This is a genomic window from Paraburkholderia fungorum, from assembly GCF_046027605.1.
Lineage (GTDB): Bacteria > Pseudomonadota > Gammaproteobacteria > Burkholderiales > Burkholderiaceae > Paraburkholderia > Paraburkholderia fungorum_F.
The window spans coordinates 596,465-620,351 of record NZ_JAQQEF010000001.1; the positions used below are offsets into that span (position 1 = coordinate 596,465).

The 23,887-nt window shown below is 61.1% G+C and carries 18 protein-coding genes and 1 pseudogene; 5 read left to right on the top strand and 14 right to left on the bottom strand.

Going from position 1 to position 23,887, the window contains the following annotated elements; all coding sequences use genetic code 11:
- Positions 1–43: 43 nt before the first annotated feature.
- Both PQR53_RS02540 and PQR53_RS02545 read left to right on the top strand, forming a co-directional pair.
- Positions 44–1,012 carry an MBL fold metallo-hydrolase gene (locus PQR53_RS02540; protein ID WP_408451163.1) on the top strand — a complete coding sequence of 323 codons (969 nt, stop codon included), beginning with the start codon at positions 44–46 and terminating at the stop codon, positions 1,010–1,012.
- Between the two features lie 18 nt (positions 1,013–1,030).
- Positions 1,031–2,041: a CobW family GTP-binding protein gene (locus PQR53_RS02545; RefSeq protein ID WP_408450989.1), complete on the top strand. Its 1,011-nt coding sequence runs from the start codon at positions 1,031–1,033 to the stop codon at positions 2,039–2,041.
- Between the two features lie 36 nt (positions 2,042–2,077).
- Here the strand turns inward: PQR53_RS02545 and PQR53_RS02550 are convergent, their stop codons facing one another.
- From PQR53_RS02550 to PQR53_RS02600, 11 genes are all read right to left on the bottom strand, one after another.
- A complete protein-coding gene (locus PQR53_RS02550; RefSeq protein ID WP_408450990.1) occupies positions 2,078–4,636 on the bottom strand; it encodes a glucose/quinate/shikimate family membrane-bound PQQ-dependent dehydrogenase in 2,559 nt (852 codons plus the stop codon).
- 653 nt (positions 4,637–5,289) lie between these two features.
- Complete coding sequence (locus tag PQR53_RS02555) at positions 5,290–5,733, bottom strand: hypothetical protein (protein ID WP_408450991.1); 444 nt, start codon at positions 5,731–5,733, stop codon at positions 5,290–5,292.
- 466 nt (positions 5,734–6,199) lie between these two features.
- Positions 6,200–7,942, bottom strand: a complete 1,743-nt coding sequence (locus PQR53_RS02560) for an ABC transporter substrate-binding protein (RefSeq protein WP_408450992.1) — start codon at positions 7,940–7,942, stop codon at positions 6,200–6,202.
- A 108-nt stretch (positions 7,943–8,050) separates the two neighbouring features.
- Positions 8,051–8,332 (bottom strand): DUF2160 domain-containing protein, encoded by a 282-nt coding sequence (locus PQR53_RS02565; protein WP_106313162.1) that lies wholly within the window; start codon positions 8,330–8,332, stop codon positions 8,051–8,053.
- Positions 8,332–9,141, bottom strand: coding sequence for a carbohydrate ABC transporter permease (locus PQR53_RS02570; protein ID WP_408450993.1), 810 nt, complete (start codon positions 9,139–9,141; stop codon positions 8,332–8,334). The genes PQR53_RS02565 and PQR53_RS02570 overlap by 1 nt, the downstream gene beginning before the upstream one ends.
- A complete protein-coding gene (locus PQR53_RS02575) occupies positions 9,131–10,009 on the bottom strand; it encodes a carbohydrate ABC transporter permease (protein ID WP_408340400.1) in 879 nt (292 codons plus the stop codon). Before PQR53_RS02575 ends, PQR53_RS02570 begins: the two co-directional genes overlap by 11 nt.
- Positions 10,006–11,094: an ABC transporter ATP-binding protein gene (locus PQR53_RS02580; protein ID WP_408450994.1), complete on the bottom strand. Its 1,089-nt coding sequence runs from the start codon at positions 11,092–11,094 to the stop codon at positions 10,006–10,008. Before PQR53_RS02580 ends, PQR53_RS02575 begins: the two co-directional genes overlap by 4 nt.
- Complete coding sequence (locus PQR53_RS02585) at positions 11,081–12,187, bottom strand: ABC transporter ATP-binding protein (protein ID WP_408450995.1); 1,107 nt, start codon at positions 12,185–12,187, stop codon at positions 11,081–11,083. The genes PQR53_RS02580 and PQR53_RS02585 overlap by 14 nt, the downstream gene beginning before the upstream one ends.
- Before the next feature lie 645 nt (positions 12,188–12,832).
- Positions 12,833–14,389, bottom strand: a complete 1,557-nt coding sequence (locus PQR53_RS02590) for a methyl-accepting chemotaxis protein (RefSeq protein WP_408450996.1) — start codon at positions 14,387–14,389, stop codon at positions 12,833–12,835.
- A 255-nt stretch (positions 14,390–14,644) separates the two neighbouring features.
- Positions 14,645–15,808 carry a mandelate racemase/muconate lactonizing enzyme family protein gene (locus PQR53_RS02595; protein WP_408450997.1) on the bottom strand — a complete coding sequence of 388 codons (1,164 nt, stop codon included), beginning with the start codon at positions 15,806–15,808 and terminating at the stop codon, positions 14,645–14,647.
- Between the two features lie 30 nt (positions 15,809–15,838).
- Entirely contained in the window at positions 15,839–17,143 is a 1,305-nt protein-coding gene (locus PQR53_RS02600; RefSeq protein ID WP_408450998.1) for an MFS transporter, read from the bottom strand.
- Between the two features lie 271 nt (positions 17,144–17,414).
- On the opposite strand from PQR53_RS02600, the gene PQR53_RS02605 reads away from it, so the two are divergent.
- Positions 17,415–18,506, top strand: a complete 1,092-nt coding sequence (locus PQR53_RS02605) for a LacI family DNA-binding transcriptional regulator (RefSeq protein ID WP_408450999.1) — start codon at positions 17,415–17,417, stop codon at positions 18,504–18,506.
- 2 nt (positions 18,507–18,508) lie between these two features.
- On the opposite strand, the gene PQR53_RS02610 is transcribed toward PQR53_RS02605, so the two are convergent.
- Both PQR53_RS02610 and PQR53_RS02615 read right to left on the bottom strand, forming a co-directional pair.
- On the bottom strand, positions 18,509–19,639 hold the full coding sequence (locus PQR53_RS02610) for an EAL domain-containing protein (protein ID WP_408451000.1): 1,131 nt from the start codon (positions 19,637–19,639) through the stop codon (positions 18,509–18,511).
- A 51-nt stretch (positions 19,640–19,690) separates the two neighbouring features.
- Positions 19,691–20,287, bottom strand: a pseudogene (locus tag PQR53_RS02615) (methyl-accepting chemotaxis protein); the annotation flags it as partial.
- Between the two features lie 516 nt (positions 20,288–20,803).
- Between PQR53_RS02615 and PQR53_RS02620 the strand changes: the two are divergent.
- Both PQR53_RS02620 and PQR53_RS02625 read left to right on the top strand, forming a co-directional pair.
- Positions 20,804–21,859 carry a cache domain-containing protein gene (locus PQR53_RS02620; protein ID WP_408451001.1) on the top strand — a complete coding sequence of 352 codons (1,056 nt, stop codon included), beginning with the start codon at positions 20,804–20,806 and terminating at the stop codon, positions 21,857–21,859.
- A gap of 110 nt (positions 21,860–21,969) precedes the next feature.
- Positions 21,970–22,923: a LysR family transcriptional regulator gene (locus PQR53_RS02625; RefSeq protein WP_408451002.1), complete on the top strand. Its 954-nt coding sequence runs from the start codon at positions 21,970–21,972 to the stop codon at positions 22,921–22,923.
- Here PQR53_RS02625 and PQR53_RS02630 read toward each other — a convergent pair.
- Entirely contained in the window at positions 22,920–23,864 is a 945-nt protein-coding gene (locus tag PQR53_RS02630) for a cupin domain-containing protein (protein ID WP_408451003.1), read from the bottom strand. The genes PQR53_RS02625 and PQR53_RS02630 overlap by 4 nt on opposite strands.
- Between the last annotated feature and the right edge of the window lie 23 nt (positions 23,865–23,887).

Sequence of the window (23,887 nt, forward strand, 5' to 3'; positions counted from 1 at the left end):
ATCCATGAGTGATCAGCCATTTGGACGCTCCCGTCGTGATTTCATGCGTATTGCCGTGACGGCAGGCACCACCGCGGCGCTGCCGTGGATGCAGGACGCCCACGCGCAGTCGCCAGCCGGCTCCGCCACCACCGCAGCCCCTGCACCCGTCACCGGACACCCCACAAAAGGCACCCAGCTGATCCTGCTCGGTACCAAGGGTGGCCCAACGCCGTCTGAGCTGCGCGCGGCACCCGCGAACGTGCTGGTGGTCGACGGTCAGCCGTACGTGGTCGATTGCGGCAACGGCGTCGCGCTGCAGCTGACCAAAGCGGGCATCAAGCTGCCGGACATCCGTGACATTTTCCTGACTCACCATCATTCGGATCACAACGCCGACCTCGGCAACCTCGTGTTCCTCGCCTGGGCCACCGGCCTGCGCACGCCCGTCAACCTGTATGGGCCGCCGCGCATGACAAAGATGATCGACGACTTCGTCGACATGAACGCGATCGACCTCGACGTGCGTATGCGCGAAGAAGGCCGTCCGCCGTTCCGGCCACTGTTCAACATCCATGAATTCGACGGCCCGCGCCTCGTGATGGAAGACGACCGCGTGCGCGTCACCTCGACCCTGGTGGACCACTACACGATCAAGCCGGCATTCGCGTACCGCTTCGAGACCCGGGACCGCACCGTCGTCTTCTCCGGCGACACGACCTACTACCCGGCGCTGGCCGAGTTCGCGAAAGGCGCTGACGTCCTGGTGCACGAAGTGATGTACCTGCCCGCGCTCGAAAAGCTCATGAAGACCGTCGACAACGCACCCACATTGCTCGATCACCTCATGAAGAGCCACACCACCACGGAGCAGGTCGGCAAGATCGCCGCGGCGGCCGGTGTCAAGACGCTGGTGCTGAGCCATTTCGTGCCGGGCGGCGATCCCGCGATTACCGACGAGATGTGGGCCGCCGGTGCGCGCCAGCATTTCAACGGACAGGTGATCGTCGGCAAAGATCTGCAGGTTATCTGAGTGTCAGGACACACCACCATGCAAGCCGCTGCGATTCCCCTCACGTTGCTGACGGGCTTTCTCGGTTCGGGCAAGACCACGTTGCTGAATCGCCTGTTGCCGCAACCGGCGCTGGGCCGTTGTGCGGTGGTGATCAACGAACTGGGCGCGATCGGTCTCGATCATCTGTTCGTCAGCACCTCGCGCGACGAGACCGTCGCGTTGCTGGAAAACGGCTGCCTGTGTTGCGGCGTGCGCGACGAATTGGCTGCGACCGTGGCCGATTTGCTGGAGCGCCGCGCGCGCGGCGAGATTCCCGCCTTCGAGCGGATTCTGATCGAAACCACGGGGCTTGCGCGACCTGGACCGGTGATCTCGTTGCTGCTGGGTGACCCGGCGCTTGAGGGCCGTTTGCAACTCGATGGCATCGTGACGACCGTGGATGCGAAACACGGCGCCGCGCAACTTGCCCGACATGAGGAATCGCGTCAACAGGTGGCCGTCGCGGACCGGCTGTTGCTGACCAAGGCCGAACTGGTCGATGGGCCCGCGCTTGCCGACCTCGAGACTGCGCTTGAGGCGTTGAATCCGGGTGCGCCGCGCATCGCGGTGCGTAACGGCGAGATTGACGCACAACAGCTGCTCGACATCCTGACACCGCGTGCCTTGCGGCCCTGGTTGCGCGCGGAGCCCGCGCCGCGAAAGTTGCTGATGCGTGGCGCGACGGCGTCACGCGCGGCCCATCCGGACATCGACAGCTTCTGCCTGACTTACTCGCAAGCATTGCCGATGCAGGCATTTGAAACCGCACTGACGGTCCTGCTCGGCTATCACGGCGAACGCATTCTGCGGGTTAAGGGGATCGGCAATTTCATCGGCGAACAGCGGCCGGTTGTGTTCCATGGCGTGCAGCAGTTGCTGCATGAACCGTTGCGGCTCGAAGCATGGCCCGACGACGATCACACGACACGGCTCGTGTTCATCGTCCAAGGTCTCGCGCGGTCAGTGATCGAGGAAACGCTCGCGCATTTTCTGCGCGAGGCAGCTTAAGCGACACCTAAGCGACGGCTAAGCGACGCATGCCGCTTACTGCTGCGGCAGTGCGTAGGCGATCACATAGTCGCCGAGCTTTGTGCCGAACGAACCATGTCCGCCCGCCGCGATCACGACGTACTGACGGCCGTCGATCGAATAGCTCATTGGCGTCGCCTGACCGCCAGCGGGTAGCCGCGCCTCCCACACCTGATCGCCATTGTTCACGTTGAAGCCGCGGATGTAGTTGTCCGCCGTCGCGCCAATGAACGCGACCCCGCCCGCCGTGACGATCGGACCGCCCAGCATCGGCATGCCCATCTTGAACGGCAGCGGAATCGGCGAACTGTCGCGCACGGTGCCGATGCGCTTCTTCCACACAATCTCATTGGTCTTGAGATCGATCGCGGAGATGTAGCCCCATGCCGGTTGCTTGCACGGCAAGCCCAGCGGCGAGAGGAACGCGTTAATCGTGACGCCGAACGGCAGGCCGTACTGCGGCTGGATGCCTGACTCCGTGCCGCTACCTTTGGCACCCGGCTCCGGCTCCAGCGGGTTGCCCGGGCCGCGCGGAATCAGACGCGAGACGAACGGCAACGCGATCGGGTTCGCGATGGCGATCTGGCGGTCGGTGTCGACGGCAATACCGCCCCACTCGAACATGCCCAGGTTGCCCGGGAACACGAGTGTGCCCTGCAGCGACGGCGGCGTGAACGTGCCTTCGTAATGCAGCTTGTGGAACATCACGCGGCATACGAGCTGGTCGTACATCGTCGCGCCCCACATGTCGGCGTCGGTCAGCTTCTTCGATGGACGATACGTGAGCTGCGAGAACGGCTGTGTCGGCATGACGTGGTCGCCGGGAGCGGCGCCCTGCGGCACGGGCGTTTCGGGCGCCGGCACAACCGGCTCGCCAGTGCGGCGGTCGAGCACGAACAGGTTGCCGGTCTTGGCCGGCGCATACACGACCGGCACCGTCTTGCCATCCTTGTCGGTGATGTCGGCAACCGTGGGTTGCGACGGCTGGTCCATGTCCCATAGATCGTGGTGCACGGACTGGTAGAACCAGGCGAGCTTGCCGGTCGAAGCGTGCAGTGCGAGCAGCCCGCTGGCGTAGCGTTCCTGTTCCGGCGTGCGGTGGCCGCCCCAGATGTCTGGCGTGGTCACACCCATCGGGAGATAGACAATGTCGAGCTTCGCGTCGTAGGCGGCGGGAGCCCACGAGTTGGGCGAATTCCATGTGTAATGCTCGCCCGGGCCCGGAATGTGATTCGGGTCCTGCGCGCCTGGGTCGAACGCCCAGAGCAATTCGCCCGTGCGCACGTCGAAGCCGCGGATGACACCCGACGGCTCGCGGTTCGAAAAGTTGTCCTCGACCGAGCCCGCCACGACGATCACCTTGCTGGTGACGATCGACGGTGAGGTGGGCTCGTACATGCCCGCCGTCGTGACCGGTTGGGCGTGTTGAAGATCGAGGTCGCCGTTGTTGCCGAAGTCCGCGCAACGTTGGCCCGTTAGTGCGTCGAGGGCGTAGAGGTGGCCGTCGTTGACTGGGAGGTAGATGCGGCGGGTGCAGGCGGATGGGGTTGCGGTGGCCGAGGCGGTTGGGGTTGCGGGACCTGAGGCGGCGGCGGCTGGGGTAGTTGCGGCTGCGGCGTCAGGGGCGGCGCTGACAGTTGCGCCTGAGATGTCTGTAGCTGCGGCGATTGCGGCTGCACCGCTTGCTGGCGCAGCGGCCGCTGCGGGCGCATCACTCGCCGGCGTAGTCGCGGGTGCGGCCGTCGTGGTGCTGGCCGACAGATCGACGTACGACACGCCGCGGCAAGTCACGTGCTGGAATGATGGATCCGCCTGTAGTTTCGGATCGAACTTCCACTTGAGCGCGCCCGTCTTCGCGTCGAGCGCGAACAGGATCTGATGCGGCGAACACAGGTAAAGCAGGTCGCCGATCTTGATCGGCGTGACTTCGTCGGTAATCTCGACGGGATCGTTGGGCCCTTTCATGTCGCCTGTGCGGAAGGTCCAGGCCACCTGGAGATTCTTCGCGTTCTCAGGCGTGATCTGCTGCAATGGCGAGTAGCGAGTGCCCTCCTGAGTGCGCCCATAGGCGGGCCAGTCGGCGGGGTCGATCGCGTTGCTGGTGCCGCCGCTTGCGGGCGCGGCAGCGTTGAGTGTGCCGTTGACCTGCTGCGGATCGTTGAAGTTCGCGTACACGAGCACGCCGGCCCATGCGACGAGCGCGATGACGAGCGAGGCGACACCCAGCTTACGCTCGCCTTCCAACCGCCAGCTCATGAGCAGCAGCAACCACACGCCGAAGATGACAAGCACCCCGGAGCGCGGCGCGAGGGCCCAGAAGTCGGGACCCGACTCCATGAGCGCCCAGATCGCCGTGCCGATAAGCACAACAGCGTAAAGCAGAAGCGCGGCAGGACTGCGCCGCCAGAGCAGCCAGGCCACGCCCAACAGCACGATGCCTGTGACGACGTAATACGCCGAACCGCCGACCGCGAGCAGCCATGCGCCGCCGATCAGCAGATAGAGCGCGCTCAGCAGCGTAAAGAGGAATGTGATGATGCCGATGACGCCACGCGAATTCGACTGACTGGTCATGATGATCTCAACCCTCTTGAGTGGATACCGCCTGCCAGTGGGACCGACGCCGAATTCATGCGCTATACGCCGGAGCACGGTGAAAAGGATAGCAGAACGTGTGCGTCATGCCGTGTGTACGCCGGCTTGCGATCCGCCGGTTTGTGGGCTCGTCGACGAGAACGAATCATGCGGCGGCGCGAACACTGTGCACGTACCGTTCCTGCTGTTGTTCATATGGGCGGCGGTCCTTTGGAGGAGCGTGCGCGCGTCTAGGGTTATAGGTCGTTCCCAGTGCATATGGCAAGGCATGGCTGGCATGCGTTGTGTGATGCGTCTCTGGCGGGTTCGCTTATACGGATATGAAAGGCCGCCGCCGTCGGGGTCCACCGCGGCGTGACCTGATACGTGGCGCCCAGCCAGTAGTGCTCGGCGCTGTCGGCCGTGGTCGCGGCATGATGCTCCGGGACGCGGGAATGCACTTTGACTATCCATATTAGTCGGCGTAGTGGCCGCCCGATACGACATATTTGTGGTAGAAGGCTACCGCGCTTCGCTTGGGCACTTGCCGCAATCTCAACGCTTTGAACTGCACCCCAAAAGTCGAACACCGATCCAACCGTTGGGGTGTTTTCCATGACGAAGTACAGTGCCTGGTGTGCCGCGACAACCGATCACTGGACGGCGTCGGCTTTTAGCGCTCCGGCGATTTCCGATGACGGGCTTTTGCGCTCAAGCGCATTCGCGTCGGCTACCGGTTCTTTCGCTCTCCGCGCCGCCTCAGCCAGCAGGTTCGCCGCCTGCCGCGCCGTGATGCGGCCTTGCGCCACGCCCTTCGCATCAAGCGCGATCACCTGGTACAACTCGCGGTCGCATTCGAGTTCCTGCTGATACTGCTCCATCGTATCCACCAGCAATTCAAGAAGCGTCTGACGACGCCGTCTTTCATCGATCGTGATAGAAGGATTCCTACATATCGAGGACGCAAGTGTGATCCAAGTATCCAGTTGATCCAGGTGCCGGTCGGATAAACGGAATGCCGACAGCGCAAGCTTCTCGTACTGGAGTGCGTCGACAGGCGGACGTGAGTCGGGTTGATTTTTGATGGATTTGCTCATGGTGCGATCTCCCTGTTACTTCTTGGATCGCCCGACACTCGCTTGCAAAGGGGGCGAGCGGGCACGTAGCAGGTTAGCAGACCGGGCTTGAAACAAACCGGCGAGCCTTGCGGCTCCCCACCACGGCCCGCCCATTGAAATATTGACGTGCAGAGGTAGACGCACGTCCCGCCTGAGCGGGAGTGCGGTTTCAAGCAACAGGCTGCTAAACCTGGTCGAAGAGTGTTTCCCGACGACTTGGTAATTATAAGGGAGACCGCCCACATTGCGTCCAACGTTGTAGGCCAAAGGTTCGATTTGGCCAATCGGATAAGGCGAGTAGAGGCAACACAATCGTCCTGGCAAACAGCCATAAAAAAGAGTCAGCCGAAGCTGACTCCATCCAGGCGTGACGACCACGCCGCCGAAACCAATCACGCTGATCGGCGGCGCGGTCACCCAACGGGTCACAACCGCATCGACTCCCCTACCGCACCTTCCCCTCCTTCCACGCAGTCAGCAGTTGCTCATACTTAACCGTCTCCCCTTTCGGTTTCTCATTCGCAAGCTTCTTCCACGGCGCGTGCTGATCCGACAACCACTTCGCCGGGTCGCTTTCCGCATTCAACTCCGGCGCGCAAACCTTCATTCCCGCGCGCTGCAAACGGGCCAGCACCTGGTCCATTTCCTTCGCCAGGTTGTCCATTGCGGCTTGCGGCGGCTTTTCGCCGGCGACGGCCGTCGCGACGTTCTTCCACCAGAGTTGCGCCATCTTCGGATAATCAGGCACGTTGTTACCGGTCGGCGTCCACGCAACGCGTGCAGGGCTTCGATAGAACTCGATCAGGCCACCATATTTGTCCGCGTTCTTCGTGAAGTAATCGCTATGAATATCAGAATCGCGAATGAACGTGAGACCCGTAATCGATTTCTTCAACGAAACGGTTTTGGACGTAACGAACTGCGCGTAGAGCCACGCGGCGGCGCGCTGATTCGGCGGCGTCGACTTGAAAAAAGTCCATGAACCGACGTCCTGATAGCCGTTCTGCATGCCGTCCTTCCAATATGGCCCGTGCGGCGACGGCGCCATCCGCCACTTTGGCGTGCCGTCCGCGTTGGTCACGTTGCCGGGTTTCAGCATCGAGGCGGTGAACGCGCTGTACCAGAAGATCTGCTGGGCGATCTTGCCTTGCGCCGGCACCGGTCCCGCTTCGTTGAAGGTCATCCCCGAGGCTTCGGGCGGCGCATATTTCTTCAGCCAGTCGATGTACTTGGTGGTCGCGAAAACCGCGGCCGGACTGTTCGTCCCGCCGCCGCGGGACACCGACGCGCCCACCGCATGACAGCCGTCCGGCGTGACGCGGATACCCCATTCGTCGACCGGCATGCCGTTCGGGATGCCCTTGTCGGCTTCACCCGCCATCGAGAGCCATGCATCGGTAAACCGCCAGCCGAGCGACGGATCTTTCTTGCCGTAATCCATATGGCCATAGACTTTCTCGCCGTCGATATTCTTGACGTCGTTCGTGAAGAATTCGGCAATGTCCTCATACGCGGACCAGTTCACCGGCACGCCGAGATCGTAGCCGTACTTCGCCTTGAACTTGTCCTGCAGGTCCTTGCGCGCGAACCAGTCGGCACGGAACCAGTAAAGATTCGCGAACTGCTGGTCGGGCAACTGATAGAGCTTCTTGTCCGGCGCGGTCGTGAAGCTCGTGCCGATAAAGTCCTTGATGTCGAGACCGGGATTCGTGTATTTCTTGCCTTCGCCGGCCATATAGTCGGATAGCGGCATGATCACGCCATAGCGATAGTGCGTGCCGATCAGGTCGGAATCCGAAATCCAGCCGTCGTAAATACTCTGACCGGATTGCATCGAAGTCTGCAGTTTTTCGACGACGTCGCCTTCCTGGATGATGTCGTGCTTGACTGAAATGCCCGTGATTTCGGTGAATGCCTTAGCCAGCGTTTTCGATTCGTACATATGCGTGTCGAGCGTTTCGGACACCACATGCACCTCTTTGACACCCGCTGATTTCAGCGTCGCAGCGGTCTCGATGAACCACTTCATCTCGTCCATCTGCTGCTGTTTCGACAGCGTACTCGGCTGAAACTCGCTGTCGACCCACTTCTGCGCTTCGGGCGTACCGGCGATCGCGGCATGGCTCGTCAAGCCTGTCGCGATAGCGCACGCCACGGCGAGCGTGACGATTCGTCTCCTCTGTTGCATGGCTTTCTCCTGTGTCTCCGCACCCCTTGGAGCAACTGCCGAGGTCCGCCCGGGGTATCAACGGAACCGGTCTGTCCAGATACGCAAACCTTCAGGACGCAACGCTATTCATCCCTTCCACATGACAATCAGCAGCACGAGCATCGACGCCGCGAAACCGGGCCACGCGCTCGCGTGTTCCGCGCTGATGCCGATCCACGCGAGATTGATGTACGCGGCAATCAGCAGCCCGATAAAGAGCCGGTCTCCACGCGTGGTTCCGATCGGCAGGAAGCCTTTGCGTTCGACGGTTGGCGAGCGGATCTCCCACACGGTCATGCCCGCCAGCATCACCACGATGCAGCCGAAAAAAATCGCGACTTCGGCTGTCCAGTACATCCACGTCAGCATCAGACTCTCCCCATCGCAAAGCCCTTCGCGATGTAATTCCTCACGAAGTAAATGACGAGCGCGCCCGGCACGATGGTCAGCACGCCTGCCGCGGACAGCACGCCCCAATCCATCCCCGCCGCCGATACCGTGCGCGTCATCACGGCGGCAATCGGCTTGGCGTTGACGGTGGTGAGCGTGCGCGCGAGCAGCAGTTCGACCCAGCTGAACATGAAGCAGAAGAACGCGGTCACGCCAACGCCCGACTTGATCAGCGGCAGGAAAATCTTCGCGAAGAACGCGGGGAACGTATAGCCGTCGATGTAGGCGGTTTCATCGATTTCGCGCGGCACGCCCGACATGAAGCCTTCGAGAATCCACACCGCGAGCGGCACATTGAACAGCATGTGCGCAAGCGCGACCGCGATATACGTGTCCATCAGACCGACGCTCGAATACAGTTGAAAGAACGGCAGCAGGAACACGGCAGGCGGCGTCATCCGGTTGGTGAGCAGCCAGAAGAACATATGCTTGTCACCGAGAAAACGATAGCGCGAGAACGCATACGCGGCCGGCAGCGCCACCAGCACCGACATCACCGTGTTCATCAGCACATAGATGATCGAGTTGATGTAGCCCCAGTACCAGGACGGGTCGGTGAAGATGACCTTGTAATTGTCGAAGGTCACGTGATGCGGCCAGATCGCGAACGCCGACATCGTCTCTTCGTTCGTGCGCAGCGAGATCGACAGCATCCAGTAGAGCGGGATCAGCGCGAACAGGATGTACAGCGTCAGCACGACAACGCGCATCCAGCGGTTATTGCGCATGGTCGTCTCCTTTGCCCACACGCTCCATCCAGTTGTACAGGATGAAGCACAGCAACAGGATGATCAAAAAGTAGATCAGCGAAAACGCCGCCGCCGGACCGAGGTCGAACTGGCCCACTGCTTTTTGCGTCAGGTACTGCGACAGGAACGTGGTCGAATCGCCCGGGCCGCCACCCGTCAGCACGAACGGCTCGGTATAGATCATGAAGCTGTCCATGAAGCGCAGCAGCACGGCGATCATCAACACGCCGCGCATCTTCGGTAGTTCGATATATCGGAACACCGCAAAGCGGCTGGCGCCGTCGATTTCGGCGGCCTGATAGAACGCGTCGGGAATCGCGCGCAAGCCGGCATAGCAGAGCAGCGCGACGAGCGGCGTCCAATGCCAGATGTCCATCACGAGTACCGTGATCCATGCAGCGCTGGGACTGGCCGTGTAGTTGTATTCAATGCCCGCGTGATTGAGTGCATAACCGAGCAGGCCAATATCCGGCCGCCCAAAAATTTGCCAGATCGTACCGACCACGTTCCACGGAATCAGTAGCGGCATGGCGAGCACGACGAGCGACGCCGACGCACGCCAGCCGGACGCGGGCATCGCCAGCGCAAGGCCAACACCGAGTGGAATTTCGAACAGCAGCACGCAGGCGGAGAAGACAATTTGCCGCCCGAGCGCGCCGCGCAGATCGTCGTCGTTGATGATGGCGCGGAACCACTCGGTGCCGACGAACACATGTTGCGTTGGGCTGATGATGTCCTGCACCGAATAATTGACCACCGTCATCAGCGGCAAAATGGCGGAAAACGCAACGCAGATGAACACCGGCACGACCAGCAGCCAAGCCTTCTGGTTGACGGGCTTGTTCATTGCGCGATCCTTTCGTCGTTGCTGAAGAACACGGTTTCCGCCGCGGCGAGCTTCAACCAGACGGCGCCTTCGCCGACACGCAGATGCGGTTCGACCTTGGCCGTGAAGACGTGGCCGTCGCATTGCGCGGTGACCAGCTGGTAGTTGCCGAGTTGCTGCACGCGCAGCAGATGGGCTTTCACCGCGCCGGGTTCGCCGTCGCTCACAACACGCACGAACTCCGGGCGAACGCCGAGCGTCAGCGTGCCGTTTGCGTGCTTCAGCGTATCGAGCGTATGCGAGTCGAGTTGCAGATGCTGGGTGCCGATCCTGATGCCGTCGGCGTCCAGATCGACCGGACAGAGATTCATCCCCGGACTGCCGATGAAATAGCCGACAAACGCGTGATCGGGCCGCAAAAACAGTGCGTCCGGACCGCCCTTCTGCACCACGCGGCCGTTCGTCATCACAACGACTTCGTCCGCGAAAGTCAGCGCCTCGACCTGATCGTGCGTCACGTAGATCAGCGTCAGCTTCAATTGCTGATGAATCTTTTTCAATTGACGGCGCAGGATCCACTTCATATGCGGATCGATCACGGTCAAGGGTTCATCGAACAGGATCGCAGCGACGTCCTTGCGAACGAGGCCGCGCCCAAGTGAAATTTTCTGCTTCGCATCCGCCGACAGATTGTTCGCCTTGCGCGGCAACTCACGTGTCATGTCGAGAATCTCCGCCACTTCGTGAACGCGGTGTGTCACGTCACGCGCCGTCATTTTCCGGTTGCGCAGGGGAAACGCGAGGTTGTCGAACACGCTCATCGTGTCGTAGATCACGGGGAACTGGAACACTTGCGCGATGTTGCGCTCGCGCGGACTCATCTCGGTGATGTCATGCCCGTCGAACAGCACCTTGCCTTCCGACGGCCTCACGAGGCCCGATACGATGTTGAGCAACGTGGACTTGCCGCAACCAGACGGCCCGAGCAACGCATACGCGCCGCCGTCTTCCCAGACCATGCTCATGGGTTGCAATGCGTAATCGTCGAGCGTGGCGGGATTGGGTGCATACGCATGCGCGAGATTCTGAAACTCAATGCGCGCCATGAGCGCCCTCCGGGCCGGACAGCAAGGTTGTGTCCGCACCGAACACGAACAGTTCGTCGGGATCGATGTACACGTCGAGTTCCGTGCCGAGATCGATCTGATGCACGCCTTGCAGTTGCGCGACCAGATCGACGCCGCCTTGCCGCGTGTGCAGATGCAGGTAGGTTTCGGAGCCGCTCAATTCGGCCAGTTCGAGCCGGCACGGCACCGCAACGGAGCGCGGGGTGCGTGGCGCGAGCCGGAGATGGCCTGGACGGATGCCGATGCGGAACGTCTCGTTGCCGCCGACAGCGCGCGCGCTCGTCCGTTCGAGCGGCACGTCGATGCCGATCGGCAGGCGCGCGGTGCCGTTCGCGGTGAGTTCGCTGGCGAGCATGTTCATCGGCGGATCGTTGAACACGGCTGCGACGTCGACATTGGCGGGCGCGTTGTAGACGTCGAGCGTCGGGCCATGTTGCAGCACACGCCCCTTGTCGACGATCGCCGTGTAGCCGCCGAGCAGCAGTGCTTCGAGCGGTTCGGTCGTGGCGTAGACGACGGTGGTCTTGCCGTCCGCGAACAGCGACGACAGTTCGACGCGCAATTCTTCGCGCAGCTTGTAGTCGAGATTGACTAGCGGTTCGTCGAGCAGCACCAGCGACGAGCGCTTGACCAGCGCCCGCGCCAGCGCGCAACGTTGCTGCTGGCCGCCGGACAGTTCGGCCGGACGCCGGTGCAACAGATGATCGATATGGAGTTTGGCGGCAACTTCGTGCACGCGCTTTTTGACTTCGTCGGCGGGCGTTTTTTGCAGCTTCAGCGGTGACGCGATGTTGTCGAACACCGTCATCGCCGGATAGTTGATGAACTGCTGATAGACCATCGCGAGGTTGCGCTGCCTGACGCTGACGCCGGTCACGTCGTTGCCGTTGGCAAGCACGCGGCCCGACGCCGGGCGGTCGAGGCCGGCCATCACGCGCATCAGGGTGGTCTTGCCGGCTTGCGTCGGCCCAAGCAGCACGTTGATCGCGCCGGGGACGAGCCGCAGATCGACGCCGTACAGATGCGTCTGAGCGCCCGAAACGACTGTCACCCGCTCCAGTTCCAAGACCAAATCGCTCTCCTTCGTTCTAGTGCGTTTTCGGTGCTGCAGGGCCCTGGCGCTGCAATTGGGCGGTGATGCTGATGGGTACGGTGTTAGTGTTTCCGGTCGCTCTTCTGTGTTTTTGAGCCAACGGAGAAGCGCGCCCTTTTTTCTAAAAGGAAATCAAAACAACGGATTCGATGTTCCTTTTTGTTCGTTTACGTATAAATCGGTGTTAACCATACAATCTGACGACAATTAGTCTCCTTATAGCTTACCCAATTGAAAACGATTGCTTTCTATTAGTCGGCTATCTGACGCTTATCGTAATCCGCGTGTCAGCGTAACAGAATGGGGGAATGAGTCTGACGAATTGCCCGCGGGCGCTGTGCGGACAGGGATTGGCGGTTCAGATCGGTGCATCGCGATGCCGCCGTGAGGCGTAGTGACGAGCGATGCTTCGCTGCCAGCACGCTGGGCTCTTTTAGTTCTGGCGGCGTTATGCGGGGTGAGCTCAGGGCCAGGCGTGACGGGTCACCCTGCATCGAGGCCGTTGCTTGCTTCGGAGCAACGCAACGGTTACCTGGGCATCATCGGCCATCGGGTCATTCCCGATATATCCATGCTCACCCGTAACGGGCTAACCAAATAGTCCTGCAATGGAACGGACTCGTGTCACGCGTTGACGACCTTGAACACCGACACCGCGGCCTGTAGTTGTCCGGTCTGATCCGCCAATGAATTGGTCGCCGCGGTCGCCTGCTCCACCAGTGCGGCGTTTTGCTGCGTGACCTCGTCCATCTGATCGATCGCGAGGCGCACCTGCTCAATGCCCGCGCTCTGTTCGCTGGATGCGGCCGATATTTCAGTGATCACAGCGGTCACACGCCGGATTGCGTCAACCACTTCAGCCATGGAGTGTCCCGCACGGTCTGCCGTGCTCGAGCCGCTCAAAGCCGTGCCCGCGGACGCGTCGATGATGGTGCGCGTCTCTTTGGCAGCGGCTGCGCAGCGCTGAGCGAGCATCCGTACTTCACTTGCCACCACCGCGAAGCCGCGCCCTTGCTCACCCGCACGGGCCGCCTCCACCGCCGCATTCAAAGCCAGAATGTTGGTCTGGAACGCGATGCTTTCGATTGTGCCGACAATGTCGCCGACATGCTTCGATTGCTCGCCGATTGTATGCATGCTCGCGACGAGGTCGGCCACAAAGGTGCTACTGCGGTCCGTGAGTTCGGAGGCATTCTGCGCCAGCTTGCTTGCCTCATGCGCGTGCTCCGCATTCTGTCTCACCGTGGCAGTCAGTTGTTCCATGCTGGATGCGGTTTCCTCCAGCGAGGCCGCCTGTTCTTCAGTACGTGCAGATAGATTGTTATTGCCGGTTGCCAGCTCACGCGAAGCGACATCGATTGCATTCGCGCTCTGCCGCACCAATCCCACTGCCGTGGCGAGGCTCTGCTGCATTCGATTCATACCCGCGAGCAGACTATCGTCGTGAATCAGCGAACCGCCCACGTGAACCGACAGATCGCCCGCGGCGATCTGCTCGACAATTCCTGCTGCATAAGCCGGTTCGCCGCCAAGGCTACGCTTGATGTTGCGAATGATCACCAGCATCACCGTGGTAACAACCCCGCCCACGCACGCGAGGATCAAAAGATAACCGAGCAGATCTGCCCTGAACGCAGCGTCGATATCCGTTAGAAAGACCCCTGATCCAACGTACCAGCCCCACGGCTGATAAGCGCCTGCATAGCTTACTTTTGGAACGCGCGCGCCCGTATCGGGCGCTACGCCGAAATAGTCCACGTAACCGCCGCCGGCGGCCGCGGCCTTGGCTAACTCGAGGTAATACTTCTTGCCGGTAGGATCGGCGCGCTCGCCAACGTTCTGGCCAATCAGCGACTTGACCGATGCATTACCGATTGCCAGCACGACCGGGCGGGAATCAAACACGAACAGATAACCGTCCTTTCCATATCTGATCGATGCCAGTTCCGCTAGGGCCGCGCTTTGCGCCTGTTCAAGTGACATGGAGTGATCGGTGACCTTTGCACCGTAAACCTGCACAACACTGAGCGCGCTTTCAACGACGTTTCTTACACCGACCTGTCGCTCTTCCAGCATCGAGCGGCGGCTTTGCAGCGCTGCCCAGCCGCCCAGCACGAACAGCCCGAGCCACATGATGACTAATGCAGTCCATAGTTTTCCCGCAATTCCCAGCCGACCCATCTTCTTATCCCCTAGTGAGTTTTCCCGCTCGTGTATTAACGGCCGTCTTATGGGAAAACTTAATAACTATTCGTACTCTTCACTGCTTTGAAAGAAGAATTGGACGTTGCTGCATCGGCTATGTGAGGGTAACGGACGAACGCCAGCAGCGACATCTAATGTGTCGCTTGCTTGTTGTTGCATTGGCCGCGCGCCGGGATCTCGCGGCGGGGCGCCGTTCGTCAATCAACGCGCCCCGTCGGATTAAATCTCGCCTTATTGATCGACAACGAACCCGTCGAAATGCGGCCGCATGGAGATAGGCTTGGACAACGGTGGCCGAATACGCTGAGCGTCGGGCAACAGCGCCATGCCGAGACCCGGTCCCGTCGGAATATCGACGAAACCATCCTTGGGCAACGGCACCTTGTCGACAATGTTCGTTCCCAAATGCTCTGGGCGCGATTCGAAGATCCCCGCTTCGAACCCGGTCGCGTATTCCTGAATTGCAAAGTTCGGAATGGCTGCATCCAGTTGAAGGCAGGCGGCGAGGCCAATTGGCGACAACGGATTGTGCGGCACCACCTGGACATGATGTGCCTCAGCCATCGCGGCCACCTTGCGTGCGCCGGTGATGCCGCCGCACAGACACAGGTCCACGCGCGCGTATTCCATGCCACCGCGAGCCATCAATGCCTGAAATTCGTAAATGGTCGAGAAGCGCTCACCCGTAGCGATCGGGATATGGATCTTCTCGGCCACGCGCGCCATTGCGTCCGGACCTTCGGGGCGAATCGGATCTTCGATAAACATCGGATGCGTATCTTCAATGCCGCGTGCAAACACGATTGCCTCGGCCGGCGTCAACCGCCGATGCAACTCGATCAGAAGATCCACACGATCGCCTACGACTTCGCGCATGCGATGCACGTTGTCGATGGCATCGCGCATCTTCTTGATATGCGTTTTGAAATAGACCTGATCGTTGCCTTCGTCGAGGAACGGGTTCAGGTGACCGAATGCAGTGAAACCCGCTTCCATTTTCGCCTTGCATTCCACGAGCATCTTTTCGATGTTGTTCTCGTAAATATGCCCATAGATGCGCGCTTTTGTGCGGACCGGCCCACCCAGCAACTCGTAGATCGGCGTGTTCAACGCGCGGCCCTTGATGTCCCACAAGGCGATGTCAATGGCCGAAATGGCCGCGTTGATCGCGAGCCCCTGGAAGTAGCTGAAGCGATGCATCACGTTCCAGTGATGCTCGATCTCAAACGCGTTCTTACCGACAAGGTATTCGCCGAAACGTCGGATTGCCGCGCCGGATGCTTCAATATGTCCCCAGGCGCCGGCCTCACCGTATCCTGTGATGCCTTCATCTGTGTCCACCCGGACAAACATGAACTGGCCGACGTGCAGCGGTTCCACCTTGGTGATTTTCATTGATACTCCTGACTGATAAAACAAATGGTTCTAATGCGTGGCCTGAATGCTTTCTGCGCGAGTCGATGCATCTTTAACGCTGGCAGGATCGTCATCGAGAGGCCGGCCGCGTGTCTCGGGTCCCATGAAGACCGAGAACGCAGTGATCACGCCGAGTCCGACTACATACCAGGCTACATACCGAGGCGACCCATGCCCGGCCGCGAGCAATGCGACTGCGATCATCGGCGCGATGCCGCCCGAGATAGGCGAGGTCACTTCGCGTGCGAGCGAAAAGCCGGTGTAACGCACTCGCGAGGGGAACATTTCGGCGAGCCACGGACTTTGCGCCGAGGTCATCATCGTCTTCGCGATGGAAGAGACGAGGAACAATCCCGCATAGATCCAGACCAGCTCGCCGGTTTGGAGCATGCTGAAGAACGGAAAAATGGATAGACCCGAGATCAGTGCGCCGCCCATGTAAACAGGTTTGCGGCCGACCTTGTCCGACACCCAGCCGAACAACGGTACGGTGACGAACTGCAGTGCCGTACTGACCATGAGCGCTGTCACGATCACGTCGCGCGCCATGTGCAGTTGCTGCGTGAAGTAGACAATCACGAACGACTCGTAAATGTAGGCGAGCGAGTTGTCGCCCAGACGCGCGCCCCAGGCGCACAGCATGGGCCTCATCGACGTTTTGAAGACTTCCGTGACGGGCGCTTTGACGGTCGCATTCTTCTTCTGCATCTGCAGGAACACGGGCGTCTCTTTGAGCGAGCTGCGCAGTATGAGACCCAGGGCCACCACCACGGCGCTCAACAGGAACGGAATACGCCAGCCCCACTCTTCGAATGCGCCCTTGGCAAGACTCGAGGAAAGGTGAAACGTCGCAAGCGACATGAGCAACCCGAGCGCGACGCCGATATACGGCATCGAGCCATACAGCCCGCGCCGCTTGGGCGGCGCATTTTCGATCACCATCAGCACGGCGCCCGCATATTCGGCGCCAGAGCCCAGCCCCTGCAGCGCCCGCAGCACACAGAGCAACAGCGGCGCCCAGGCGCCGATCACGGCGTAGGTGGGCAACAATCCCATTAGCGTGGTCGAGCCGCCCATCAGCAGCAGCGTCATGATCAGCACCTTCTTGCGACCAAGGCGATCCCCCATCCGCCCGAACAGCAGGCTGCCGGCGGGCCGGACGAAGAAGCCGATCGCAAAGCTCGCATAGGCCAGCAACGTGCCTGTGAGGTGATCGTAGGACGGAAAGAAAAGTTTATTGAACAGCGTCGCTGCGGCGGTCGCGTAGAGGTAATAGTCGTACCACTCCATGGCGGTGCCGACTATCGCGCTCAAGATTGCGTTTCGGATGGCGCGCCTGACTTCGGACGTCTGATGGACTGCACTTTGCAAAGGTCACCTCTGTTCTATTTATTGGACGGGCCGCACGCGCTTGCGCATCAATGATCCACCCCTTTGACAAGGACCGCGAACCCGTCTTCTCTCGCAGCCATCAACACCGATAGCGCGCTGTCTCTTCCCTGCTACCCAAATTGGGAAACGTTTCCGGAAACGTTTCCCAAAGATAGATGATGTAAACTGAGCTGTCAAGATCCAAGAGGAAACGATGAGCAAGGACACGACGGGCACTACGCGCGGACGATCGGGTATCAAGGCGGTGGCAGAGCTTGCCGGCGTCGGCATTGCATCCGTTTCACGCGTGCTATCTGGACAGCCCGGATCGAGCCCGCAGTTGACGAAGCGCGTGCTCGATGCTGCGCGGCAGCTCGGTTATGCACCCAACGCGCTCGCGCAAGGCCTGCGCCGCCGTACTACACGCTCTATCGGCTTCGTCGGATCGGACATTACCAATCCACTGATTGCCTCAATCGTGAGCGGGGCGGAAAGCGTGCTGAGTCTGGCGGGTTTTTCGGTTCTTCTGACCAATTCAGGCGGCATTCCGAGCGTGGACGCGGAGCGCATCGAACTGCTGTTGCAGCGTCAGGTCGATGGACTGATCGTCCTGCCTGCCCTCGAAGACGATCCCGGCACACTCGCCGCGCTGCGTCATACCCAGACGCCGATCGTGCTGATCGATCGCACCTTGCCCGCGGACATTCCCGCGCATTACGTGCTGTCGGACCATTACCGTGGCGTCGGCGATGCCGGCCGATATTTATTGGCGGCGGGACATCGGCGGATAGGACTTGTTGTGGGGCGCGACGTGCGGCCAACAAGGGAACGGGTCCGTGCCGTAGAAGACGCCTATGACGGGTTGGGTATTGCGCGTGATCTGCTGGTTCACCGCGGAACCCTGTCGCCAGAGCATGGGGAACAGGCGTTGGAGGAGATGCTTTCTGGCGCCGTCCCGCCTAGCGCGGTGATTCTTGGGGGCAATCAGTTGCTCGAGGGTGCGCTGCGCGTGGTGCATCGTCGCGGTTTGGAACTTGGGAAAGACCTGTCTCTTGTGTGCTGCGACGATGTTCCGCTTGGCCGCTTCCACCAGCCGCCTATCGCGACCGTCATGCGCGATTCGGCGCTGCTCGGCAAGCGCGCGGCGGAATTGTTGCTCGCGCAACCAGGAACGCCGGGCGTGAACGAGCCCGTCTTTCTTCCAACATGGTTCGAGCCGCGCGCAAGTTGCGCTCCGAGAGCAACGGATACTTCGGATACCAATCGAAAACGTACGGCTCGCAAAATGAAAGTCCCGCAGGGCTGAGGTCATTTTTGCGGCGTTATGTTGGCATGCAAACGGCCGCTATGGGGTGACGACCCGCCATCCGGCGAGACATGACGGCTGTCCCTTCCGGGCCGATTGCACTCACCATGCGACGCCGCTGTATAGCCTTGTGCGAATTCCGTGGCCGGAGCCGGCCTCGCGAACAGAAAGCCTTGCGCCAGCGTCACGCCGTCGACGCCCGCGAGCAAGCCTCGTTCGGTGATTTCGAGAACCACCTGCAGTCTGGTCTGGCTGGCAGCGAGGATATCGCTCAGGTCATTGGGAAAGCCGCGCAGGCCTGCATGGAACGCCGCGAGATTGACGGTGAGGCTGAACCCGTCTGGCAAATCCATCGCACCCAGTTCGCTGAGCGCCCGCCGGAGGACGAATTGCGTCAAGTCCGCGATCAACGGGCTGCGCTCCACCTCGCCGATGAAGTGGCCCGGCATCACCAGGCCCCAGCGGGGGTGCTGCCAGCGCACCAATGCCTCGGCGCCCACCCATTGTCCGGTCGCCATGTCGACGATAGGCTGATAGAAGACAGCGAATTCTCCGCGTGCGAGACCTCGACGGACCTGACGGATCAGACGCTGCCTCGGGCCGTTGCGAGCGAGATAGCCGGCGGCAGTCGCCAGGCCCAGCACGAGTTCGATCAGCAAAGCCAGGCCTTCGCCATCAATCAGGGCTTGCAGCCGCCATGCGGCGCTTCCTTTTACCAATACGGAGAAAATCGCGTGGGGAGCGGTGTAACTCGCCCAGCCACCCTCAGGCGGGATAGAGGTCACAAAACGCCCATCGCTGGTGAGCGCGCTGCCGTCGGAGCCGATGGCAGCCGCTGATAGCGCGCCAGCCGCCTGTACGCTCGCAAGGATGTCCTGGACGTAAGCGCCTGGAACGACGAGGCCGATACCACTCTGTTTCGACAGGCGCTCGTATATCACCATCGCCCGCCAGTGTGGACGATGTGGCGTACCGCCATGCATCACGATCCGGGTTGGGGCGCCCGGAGACATCAGGTACGCCTGCAACGGGAGGTCCTCGTTCCCAAATACGGTCGAGCAGTAGATGCGATCGTTCTTGACGAAGAACGCATTGCGAACGTACTGGGCAAGCCTGTCGTCTCGGGTAAGCATGGCCTGAATGCTCGCGCCCGGTGTAGCGCGCGGGCAATGGCTCAGTACCCGTTAAAAGCTGTCCCATTCCTCAGCCCGGGCGGGTTGCGTCACCCGAACGGGTTGCGATGCGGGCCGCTTCAGCACTGACGTGGCCGGCGCTCTCGCGCGCACTGGAGCCACCTTGGGTGCCTGCGCGGCAGGACGTGTGATCCCGGCCTCGCGAACAACGTTCAGCCTGAACATCGAAACGGACGCTTTCAGATCGCTCGCCTGCGACTCGAGCGAGCTGGCGGCGGCCGCCGCCTGTTCGACCAGCGCCGCGTTCTGTTGCGTGACTTCGTCCATCTGCGTGACGGCCTGGTTGACCTGGCCGATACCCTTGCTCTGTTCCTGTGAGGCGGCGGTTATTTCGCCAATGATGTCCGCCACGCGCCTGATCTCGTGAGTGATCTCGCGCATCTTCGCACCCGCTTCCCGGACATGGCCGGCGCCTGCCTGCACGCGCACCGCGGAATCGTGGATCAGCTCCTTGATTTCCTTGGACGACGCCGACGAGCGTTGCGCCAGCGAACGGACTTCCGAGGCCACCACCGCAAAACCCCGCCCCTGCTCACCCGCCCGCGCCGCTTCGACAGCCGCATTCAGCGCGAGGATATTGGTCTGGAATCTCCGCTGTGTGTTTGAGATCCGTCCTGCGCTCGTCCAGACGCATTTCTCGAGTCTGGTAGGCGTTGTAGATCGATATTCCAGCGAGACACACCAGGCTCAGAATCAGTGGCAGCCAAAGCTTCTGGACGAAAGACAATTTCATTTCTATGGATTCCTTACGTTTGTCATGTCACGAGCATGCAGATTGCATTCAAGATACATCGCCCAGTCATCACAGGGATATCGGCTCGAGTTCGCCCCACTTGAGCGGATGGTGGCCTCTGCGGCTATTTGTCGCTGCGCGGCTGATAATCTCGGCGCAAGAAATGCTTGGCGACGCGCGCAAGTCGCCACGCACCCTGAACGACAAAAAATGCACAGCGTCGGTGCGCACAAAAATGGCGCATTAAAGCATTGATATATCGGTCGTTTTTCCTTAAGTCTCCGCTTCAGAGTGCCGTTAATCCCGAGTAATTCTCCGAACAGGCGAGGAGCCACCGGCTCCCCACCCCGCACGCCACTGGGATATACGAGATGTCCATAGAGCAGGCAAAACCTCCTCAGTCGTCCGAAGGCGCGATCATCGCCGGGTTGACCCGCGAAGTACGCAAGATATCCCGGGATAAGATCGCCGATATCGACCTGATCAATCGCGAGGCAACCTATCTGGCGATCAACGCGTTGATCGAAGCTGCGCGTGCTGGAGAAGCAGGCCGCGGCTTTGCGGTCGTCGCAAACCAGGTCAAGAATGTGTCCGGCCGGATCGGGCAACTCACCGGCGAGCTCGGTAAGGAATTGGCCAGCATCAGCGAACGTATGGTGATGGAGCTCGAGCGACAACAGGGCCAGCGCCTGACCGACCTTGCGTTGAACATGATCGACGTGGTTGACCGCAACCTTTACGAACGATCATGCGATGTGCGCTGGTGGGCAACCGATGCAGCGGTTGTCGATTGCATGACGGATGGCTCGGCGCCGGCTGCCGCGCATGCGGCAAAGCGGCTGTCGGTCATCCTGGATAGCTACACGGTTTACCTCGACATCTGGGTGCTGGATACCGAGGGTCGCGTCGTTGCGAATGGAAGACCTGCGCTGTTTCCCGTCGTCGGCACAGTGAACGCAGCCCAGCATGACTGGTTCGCCGCGGCGCTCGCGACGCGCTCCGGCGATGAGTACGCAACCGCTAACGTTGACACGGCCGCGGAATTGAAAGGCGCGCAGGTTGCCACCTACGCGACGGCGATCCGTCGGAACGGTGCGAGCGACGGAAAGGTCGTCGGCGTGCTGGCCGTGTTCTTCGATTGGGCCAAGCAGGCGTCGACCGTCGTCAATGGCGTCCGGTTGACCCGTGGCGAACGGGAGCGCACGCGCTGCATGATCGTTGACGCAACGGGTCGGGTGATCGCCTCCTCCGCCACAGCGGGCCGCGACGAGATGCACTTCGACCTGCCACCGAACCCTGCTGATATCGGAACTTACCGCACGGCAAACGGATCGCTTGTAGGATATGCGCTAACGCCCGGCTATGAAACGTATCGCGGTATGGGGTGGTTTGGCGTGATCGAGCAACAGCCGGATCAAACCCACTAACCGTATCATGGGCATGTACCTTCGCGGGTTAAGTCATCCGCACCGGTGGCCCTAGCCACGATTCGGAAAGAGGTTTTCTTGCAGGACGCGCAATTCGCGTCGGACATACCATGGATTATTTTGCGGCGGTAAGGGCCTTCGTTTGCGCGGCTGAACTGCAGAGCTTCAGCAAGACGGCCCGCGAATTGGCGGTCAAGACCTCGACCGTCTCGCGCTACGTGAGCGAGTTGGAAAAGGATCTGGGCATTGCCCTGTTCAACCGGTCAACGCGGGGGCTCGTCCTGACAGAGGGCGGCAGGCTATTTCGTGAACACGCCATGGTTGCCCTGCAGGCGCTCGACGATGCGCGCCAGGTCACGTCCTCCCTGAATCTCACGCCACAAGGCGTGCTACGCGTCACGATGCCGTCGGCATTCGGGCGCCAGCATATCGTGCCGCATCTGCCGGCGTTCATGACGCGCTACCCTGCCATCGGCCTCGACATCGTGTCGACCGACGAAACGCTCAATATGATCGAAGCTGGGATCGATGTGGCGATCCGCATCGGCGTGCTGCCCGATTCGTCATTGATGGCCAGACGCATTGCGCCGCATCGTCGTATCGTCTGCGGCAGCCCGGCGTATTTCGAGCGAAGCGGGATGCCTCGTGTCCCTGAAGATCTGGCCGCGCACGATGCGCTTCGTTTGTCCCTGCTGCCCGACGACAAATGGTCTTTCACTCACGCCGCGGATAGTCACGCGACGTCGGACCCGGTGGTGGTGGAATTGCAAGGGCGCTTGCGCGCAGACGACTCTGAAGCGGTGCTGGAACTCGCCGTGGCCGGCTGCGGGCTTGCTCTTCTGCCGACATGGCTCGCGGCCACGGCCCTGCGCGAAGGCCGACTGCAGCACGTGCTGCCTGAATGGGAGGCACGCACGGGGCGAGCCGAACCAGCGGTCTGGGCGGTCTACCCGCCAAAGAAAATCGTCTCGTCGAAGGTGCGCGCATTCGTGGATTTCTACGCCGGGGTATTTGGCGAGCCGCCGTACTGGGACGACGGACTCGCGCTGACGCTACAGCCTTAACGGGCGAAGCGGATATCGAGCGTGCGCAGCCAGGTCTGCAAACCGGCATCCTGGATAGGAATCACATAAGCGTTCTCGTTCGTTTCATTGAAGTGCGCGTGCCAGTATCCCGGCGGTGTAACGAACGCCATCCCGGCTTCCCAATCGACACGCGTCGGGTTCGCGATATCGCCGTTGTCGTCCAGCTCGGTACCGACCAGCGTATAGACACCCGGCTGGCCCCCGGCGATGAAGTCGAGTGCGATCGACTGGTGGCGGTGCGGCTTCTGGATTGAGTTGGGCGGCACAATGCCGAACATGGCCCACAAGACATGCGTGACCGTTCGCGTTTGGGGGAAGTTGGCATTGCCCATCAGCACGCTGATGCGGTTGCGGCGACCCGCATTGGCTTCTTCCGCGACCTTGCGCAGTTCCGCCTGCGCCCGGGCGGCCGGATAGAGCGTCGGTGCAAAGCGCGCCTCGACGCCGGTCGTGCCGAGATAGGTGAGCAGCGGCGCGTCGTTGACGTAGTAGAGCGTGGCCGTCGCGTCGGCGGATAGCACGGCGGCAGCGCCGCCTGGCATCGTGAAGAAATCGCCCTGCGCAAACGGGAAGCCGGTCTCGCCCTGCGTCAGGTTGCCGGTCCCGCTGATGACGTAGCAAAGCTGCGAGGTTGCGTTCGGGGCGAGCGTCAACGCATCCCCCGCGTTGATGCGCAGAAAATTGGCGCACAGGCCGGGACCGGTCGCGGGACTCGGGCAACCCAACTCCGCGGAGAGGTCAAGGGGTACGACGCGGGTTGCGCCGGTTGCGTAGAGCGAAGGCGAGAAATTGCGGAACGGCACGCGCGAGATGAGCTTCGCGCCGATCGGATTGGCTGACGACGTATATTCGAAGTATTGCGCGTCGAGGGTGGCGTCGGCGGATTCGGCGAGAGGCGTCGGGGACGTCCTGGTCAACATAGTCAGCTCCTTAACTTTGGGAA